Origin of the sequence: Burkholderia sp. Ap-955 (assembly GCF_011753045.1) — a bacterium.
GTDB classification, from domain to species: domain Bacteria; phylum Pseudomonadota; class Gammaproteobacteria; order Burkholderiales; family Burkholderiaceae; genus Burkholderia; species Burkholderia lata_D.
In genome coordinates this window covers 56,354-62,353 of record NZ_VWWH01000037.1, presented here as the reverse complement: position 1 = coordinate 62,353, position 6,000 = coordinate 56,354, and the positions used below count along the sequence as shown (strand labels likewise).

Here is a 6,000-nt window from a genome sequence, read left to right as displayed (position 1 = left end):
CGGAGAAGCCCGCGGAAGCCGTGCCCGCCGTACGCGCGGCCGACAAGCCGGCTGGCCAGGCCGCCGATCCGGCATCGTCGTCCGCCGACAAGCCGTCCGCCGGTACCGACCCCGCTTCGCGTGCGGCTGCGCGCACACGCGACGCCGCGGCACCGGATTCCGAGACGCCGCCGGGCGGCGCGAGCCTCGCCGCCGCGCAGGCGCGCGTGGCCGATGCCGACCACTGAATTGCCCATCGATCGTGCCGCGCGCCGCGCGGCCGTTTCCGAACCTGTCTCCCAAACGATATGAACACTCCCGCTCCTACCGGTTTCCGTTGCGGCATGATCGCGATCGTGGGCCGCCCGAACGTCGGCAAGTCGACGTTGATGAACGCACTCGTCGGCCAGAAGATCAGCATCACGTCGCGCAAGGCGCAGACGACCCGCCACCGCATCACCGGCATCAATACGTTCGATGACGCGCAATTCGTGTTCGTCGACACGCCGGGTTTCCAGACCCGCCACAGCACCGCGCTGAACCGTTCGCTGAACCGCGCGGTCACGTCGACGCTCACGTCGGTCGACGTGATCCTGTTCGTGATCGAGGCCGGCCGCTTCGGCCCTGACGACCAGAAGGTGCTCGACCTGATTCCGCCCGGCATGCCGACGCTGCTGATCGCGAACAAGATCGACCGCGTGAACGACAAGGCCACGCTGTTCCCGTTCATGCAGAAGGTGAGCGAGATGCGCGAATTCACCGAGCTCGTGCCGCTGTCGGCGCAGAAACCGGAAGACATCAAGCGCCTGCTGGACACGATCAAGCCGTACCTGCCGGAAGGCGAGCCGATTTATGGCGAGGACGAACTGACCGACCGCAGCTCGCGTTTCCTCGCAGCCGAAATCCTGCGCGAGAAGGTGTTCCGCTGGACCGGCGACGAACTGCCGTACACGAGCACCGTGCTGATCGACAAGTTCGAGGAGGAAGGGCGCCTGAAGCGCATCTTCGCGACGATCCTCGTCGAACGCGATTCGCACAAGGCGATGGTGATCGGCAAGAAGGGCGAGAAGCTCAAGCAGATCAGCACCGAGGCGCGGATGGACATGGAGAAGCTGTTCGACGGCCCCGTGTATCTCGAGACCTTCGTGAAGGTGAAGAGCGGCTGGGCCGACAACGAGGCGGGGCTGCGCGCCTATGGGTACGAATGACGCGCTGACGTCGACTGAAGACGCGGTGACGGCCGGTGCGAACGATGCGCCGCTGCCGGCACCGCCCGAACCGCCGCGCAAGGCGCGGCGCGCGACGTCACGCACGTCCGATTTCCGTGTCGCCGAGCAGCCGGCATACGTGCTGCACAGTTATCCGTATCGGGAAACGAGCCTGATCATCGACGTGCTGACGCGTGATCATGGCCGGCTCGCGCTCGTCGCGAAGGGTGCGAAGCGCCCGCACTCCGCGTTGCGCGGCGTACTGCAGACCTTTCAGCCGCTGCTGCTGTCCTGGTCGGGCAAATCCGAAGTGCGCACGCTGACGGGCGCCGAGTGGGTCGGCGGGATGCTGCCGCTCGGCGGCGACGGGCTCCTGTGCGGCTTCTACGTGAACGAGCTGCTCGTGAAATTCTGCGCACGCGAAGATCCCCAGCCGCCGCTCTTCAATCATTACGTGCTGACCCTCACGCGCCTCGCGCACGGCGAACCCGCGGTGCAGGTGCTGCGCTCGTTCGAGCGCGTGCTGCTGCGCGAGACCGGCTACGCGATGGCGCTGAACCGCACGGTCGCGCGCCGCGCGGTCGAGCCCGATCGTCGCTACGTGTTCGATCCCGAGCGTGGCGTGCGCAATGCGGACGACGAAGTCCCATCGCACTGGCCGGTCATTTCCGGACAGACGTTGCTCGATATGGAGCAGGACGATTACCATCGAGCCCAGACGGTTGCGCAAAGCAAGACGCTGATGCGCTTCCTGCTGAACACCTATCTCGGCGGTACGCCGCTTGCCACGCGTCAGATCCTGATCGACCTGCAAAACCTATGAGCTTCTTCCTGACAACGCCCACCGCCATCGACCTCGGCGTCAACATCGACCACGTCGCGACGCTGCGCAATGTGCGCGGCACGACCTATCCCGATCCGATCCGCGCGGCGCTCGCCGCCGAAGAAGCCGGTGCGGATGCGATCACGCTGCACCTGCGCGAGGATCGCCGCCACATCGTCGATGCGGATGTGCGCAAGCTGCGTCCGCTGCTGAAGACGCGCATGAACCTCGAATGCGCGGTGACGGCCGAGATGCTCGATATCGCCTGCGAAGTGCGTCCGCACGACGCGTGCCTCGTACCCGAGAAGCGCGAGGAACTGACGACCGAAGGCGGTCTCGATGTCGCCGGCCACTTCGAGGCCGTGCGTGCGGCGTGCAAGCAGCTTGCCGACGTGGGCGTGCGCGTGTCGCTGTTCATCGATCCGGACGAGACGCAGATCCGTGCCGCGCACGAAGCGGGCGCGCCGGTGATCGAGCTGCATACGGGCCGTTACGCCGAAGCGCACGACGAAGCCGAGCAGCAGCGCGAATACGAGCGCATCGTCGCGGGCGTTCAGGCCGGCGCGCAGCTTGGCCTGAAGGTCAATGCCGGTCACGGGCTGCACTACACGAACGTGCAGCAGATCGCCGCGATCGACGGCATCGTCGAACTGAACATCGGCCACGCGATCGTCGCGCACGCGATTTTCGCGGGCTGGGACAACGCGGTGCGCGAAATGAAGGCGATCATGGTTGCCGCACGCGTTGCCGCGCTGCATGGCGGCGCGCGCTGAAGATGACATGCCGCCGCGCGTTGCGCGTCATGCCTGACCCGGCCCGGCCGGGTCGTACCGGCGCGTACTGACGTGGCGATCTACGGCATCGGTACCGACATCGCCCAGGTGAGCCGCATCGCGGCGGTGCTCGAACGCACGGGCGGCCGGTTTGCCGAGAAGGTGCTGGGCCCCGACGAGCTGCGTGTGTTCCATGCGCGCCGTGCCCGCTCCGAGGCGCGCGGCATCGCGTTCCTCGCGACGCGCTTTTCCGCGAAGGAAGCGTTCTCGAAGGCGATTGGGCTCGGCATGCACTGGCCGATGACGTGGCGTGCGCTGCAGACCCTCAACCACCCGAGTGGCGAGCCGTACGTGGTTGCATCGGGCGAGCTGGCCGACTGGCTTGCGGCCCGTGGCATCACGGCGCGCGTGACGGTCAGCGACGAACGCGACTATGCGGTGTCGTTCGTGGTCGCCGAGACGGACGCCGCGCCTGCACCTGTTTCCCGAACCTCCTCCTGACGGAATTCCCGATTCAATGAAAACGACTCCCGGCCCGGTCATGCTCGACGTCGTCGGCACGGCCCTGTCGCGCGACGATGCGCGGCGCCTCGCGCATCCGAATACCGGCGGCGTGATCCTGTTCGCGCGGCACTTCCAGAACCGCGCGCAACTGACCGCGCTGACCGACTCGATCCGCGCGGTGCGCGAAGACATCCTGATCGCCGTCGATCACGAAGGCGGCCGCGTGCAGCGTTTCCGCACCGACGGCTTCACGGTGCTGCCCGCGATGCGCCGCCTGGGCGAGCTGTGGGATCGCGACGTGCTGCTCGCGACGAAGGTCGCCACGGCCGTCGGCTACATCCTGGCCGCCGAGCTGCGTGCATGCGGGATCGACATGAGCTTCACGCCCGTGCTCGACCTCGACTACGGGCACTCGAAAGTGATCGGCGATCGCGCGTTCCATCGCGATCCGCGCGTCGTCACGCTGCTCGCGAAGAGCCTGAACCACGGGTTGTCGCTCGCCGGGATGGCGAACTGCGGCAAGCATTTCCCGGGGCACGGCTTCGCGGAGGCCGACTCGCACGTCGCGTTGCCGACCGACGACCGTACCCTCGACGCGATCCTCAAGCAGGACGTCGCGCCGTACGACTGGCTCGGTCTGTCGCTGTCCGCGGTGATTCCCGCGCACGTGATCTACACGCAGGTCGACAAGCGGCCGGCCGGTTTCTCGCGCGTGTGGCTGCAGGACATCCTGCGCGGACGGCTCGGCTTCACGGGCGCGATCTTCAGCGACGACCTGTCGATGGAAGCCGCGCGCGAAGGCGGCACGCTCACGCAGGCGGCCGACGCCGCACTCGCGGCCGGTTGCGACATGGTGCTCGTCTGCAACCAGCCGGACGCGGCCGAGGTCGTGCTGAACGGGCTGAAAGCGCGGGCCACGGACGAGTCGGTGCGACGCATCAAGCGGATGCGTGCGCGCGGCAAGGCGCTCAAGTGGGACAAGCTGATCGCGCAGCCCGAGTATCTGCAGGCGCAGGCGCTGTTGAGCAGCGCACTGGCCTGAGCGGGGAGGGGATGGCGCGGTGCGCGCCATTCCGGTCGCAGAAACAAACGAGCCGCGCAATCGCGCGGCTTTTTCATGAATTACTGCCGGTGCGAACCGGGCAGCTTCAGGAATCAGGCAGGTCGACCAAGTGTGCTTTGGCGCAACTAACGGTCAAGCCCTGCCAGTACCTTCGAGCATCGTCGCCTGCTCAGTTCACCTTCATCCGCTGCAGCTTGTTGTACAGCGTCTTCGGGCTGATGCCGAGCAGCGTTGCCGCGCGGTGGCGCGTGCCGCCGACGGCGTCGAGTGTCGCGCGGATCAGCAGATCCTCGACGTCGGACAGCGGCGTGCCGACCTTGATCTGCACGCTGCTGCCGTTCAGGGCGGCGCCGGCAGAGAAGCTCGGCTCGCCCGCGCGCAGCGTCTCGATGAAATCGCCCGATGCGTCGTACGCGAAGCGCACGCGCTCCTGCAGCTCGCGCACGTTGCCCGGCCATTCGTAGGACAGGCATTCACGTACGAAGCCCGGCGCCGCGCGCTTGTCGGTCGTGCTGCGGCCGGTTGCGCGCGCGTCGCGGTTCAGTTCGTCGATCAGCGCATCCGCGATCGCGAGCGCATCGCCGTCGCGCTCGCGCAGCGGCGGCATCGTGATCGATGCCGCATCGAGGCGCAGCCACAGATCCTCGCGCAGCGTGCCGTTCGCGACCGCTTCGCGCGCCGGGCGGCGCGTGGTCGCGATCAGCCGGAAATCGCTCGTGATCGAGCTCGTGCCGCCGATCCGCATGAAGTTCTGCGAATCGAGCGCATGCAGCAGCGCTTCCTGCAGCACGAGCGGCAGTGCGGTGATTTCGTCGAGAAACAGCGTGCCGCCGCCGGCCTGTTCGAACAGGCCCGATTCGCGGCGCTCCGCGCCGTCGAACGCGCCGCGCTCATGGCCGAACAGCACGCTGTCGAGCGAGGCGCCATGCCGGCCGGCCTGCGCGATCGTCCGGCAGTCGAACGACACGAACGGCCCCTTGCGGCGCCGGCTCAGGTCGTGCAGCGTGCGCGCGGCCAGCTTCTTGCCGGTACCGGCTTCGCCCGAGAACAGTACGGCCGTCTCGGTGCGCGCGTTGTGCTCGATCATGTCGTACACGTGCTGCATCGCGTCGCTGCGGCCGACCAGCGCGCCGAAGCGGCCGAGATGGCGCAGCGAGGCGCGCAGCGACTGCACTTCGTCGATCAGTTCGTACGGACGCGGGATCCGCGCGAGCAGGCTGCGCAGGCGCGGAATGTTGATCGGCTTCAGCAGGTAGTCCCAGATGCCGTGACGCAGGCCCTCGATGGCGCTCTCGACCGTCGCATTGCCGGTCAGCACGATGACGGGCAGCGAGCCGTTCGGCTGTTGCTGCGGCAGGTGCTGGAGCAGGTCGAACCCGCTGCCGTCCGGCAGGTTCAGGTCGACCAGAACGACGTCGGGAATCGAGCGGCCGAGCGCCGTGCGCGCTTCGGCGAGCGACGTGGCCGTGTCGACCGAGAAGCCGTCTGCGGCAAGCAGCGCGGTGAGGCCGGACAGACTGTTGGGATCGTCTTCGACAATCAGGGCGTGTGGCATGGTGGACGCGAGTCGAGTCAAGAGAGGCGGGCTGTCGGCCGTCGGGGCCGCAGCCGCATGTCGGATTAAAAACTGATTTTATGCCCCGCTGAACG

The 6,000-nt window shown here is 67.5% G+C and carries 6 protein-coding genes and 1 pseudogene; 6 read left to right on the top strand and 1 reads right to left on the bottom strand.

Annotated elements, in window-relative coordinates; all coding sequences use genetic code 11:
- From F3J15_RS20335 to nagZ, 6 genes and pseudogenes are all read left to right on the top strand, one after another.
- Nucleotides 1-227 (top strand): annotated as a pseudogene (locus F3J15_RS20335) (ribonuclease III); the annotation flags it as partial.
- A gap of 60 nt (nucleotides 228-287) precedes the next feature.
- The gene (gene era, locus F3J15_RS20330; RefSeq protein ID WP_166893626.1) at nucleotides 288-1,187 is read left to right on the top strand and encodes a GTPase Era; all 900 of its coding nucleotides are present in this window, start codon (nucleotides 288-290) and stop codon (nucleotides 1,185-1,187) included.
- A complete protein-coding gene (gene recO / locus F3J15_RS20325) occupies nucleotides 1,174-2,010 on the top strand; it encodes a DNA repair protein RecO (RefSeq protein WP_089445210.1) in 837 nt (278 codons plus the stop codon). The genes era and recO overlap by 14 nt, the downstream gene beginning before the upstream one ends.
- A complete protein-coding gene (gene pdxJ, locus F3J15_RS20320; RefSeq protein WP_046545252.1) occupies nucleotides 2,007-2,783 on the top strand; it encodes a pyridoxine 5'-phosphate synthase in 777 nt (258 codons plus the stop codon). The genes recO and pdxJ overlap by 4 nt, the downstream gene beginning before the upstream one ends.
- Nucleotides 2,784-2,855: 72 nt before the next feature.
- Nucleotides 2,856-3,284: a holo-ACP synthase gene (acpS, locus tag F3J15_RS20315; protein WP_011351418.1), complete on the top strand. Its 429-nt coding sequence runs from the start codon at nucleotides 2,856-2,858 to the stop codon at nucleotides 3,282-3,284.
- A gap of 16 nt (nucleotides 3,285-3,300) precedes the next feature.
- Nucleotides 3,301-4,329, top strand: coding sequence for a beta-N-acetylhexosaminidase (gene nagZ, locus F3J15_RS20310; RefSeq protein WP_085039819.1), 1,029 nt, complete (start codon nucleotides 3,301-3,303; stop codon nucleotides 4,327-4,329).
- A 190-nt stretch (nucleotides 4,330-4,519) separates the two neighbouring features.
- On the opposite strand, the gene F3J15_RS20305 is transcribed toward nagZ, so the two are convergent.
- On the bottom strand, nucleotides 4,520-5,905 hold the full coding sequence (locus tag F3J15_RS20305; RefSeq protein ID WP_039348354.1) for a sigma-54 dependent transcriptional regulator: 1,386 nt from the start codon (nucleotides 5,903-5,905) through the stop codon (nucleotides 4,520-4,522).
- Nucleotides 5,906-6,000: the final 95 nt, after the last annotated feature.

What these genes read in the sequence shown, in the direction of transcription:
- era (WP_166893626.1), top strand. Translation starts at nt 288, where the DNA reads ATGAACACTCCCGCTCCTACCGGTTTCCGTTGCGGCATGATCGCGATC.
- recO (WP_089445210.1), top strand. Translation starts at nt 1,174, where the DNA reads ATGGGTACGAATGACGCGCTGACGTCGACTGAAGACGCGGTGACGGCC.
- pdxJ (WP_046545252.1), top strand. Translation starts at nt 2,007, where the DNA reads ATGAGCTTCTTCCTGACAACGCCCACCGCCATCGACCTCGGCGTCAAC.
- nagZ (WP_085039819.1), top strand. Translation starts at nt 3,301, where the DNA reads ATGAAAACGACTCCCGGCCCGGTCATGCTCGACGTCGTCGGCACGGCC.
- F3J15_RS20305 (WP_039348354.1), bottom strand. Translation starts at nt 5,905, where the DNA reads ATGCCACACGCCCTGATTGTCGAAGACGATCCCAACAGTCTGTCCGGC.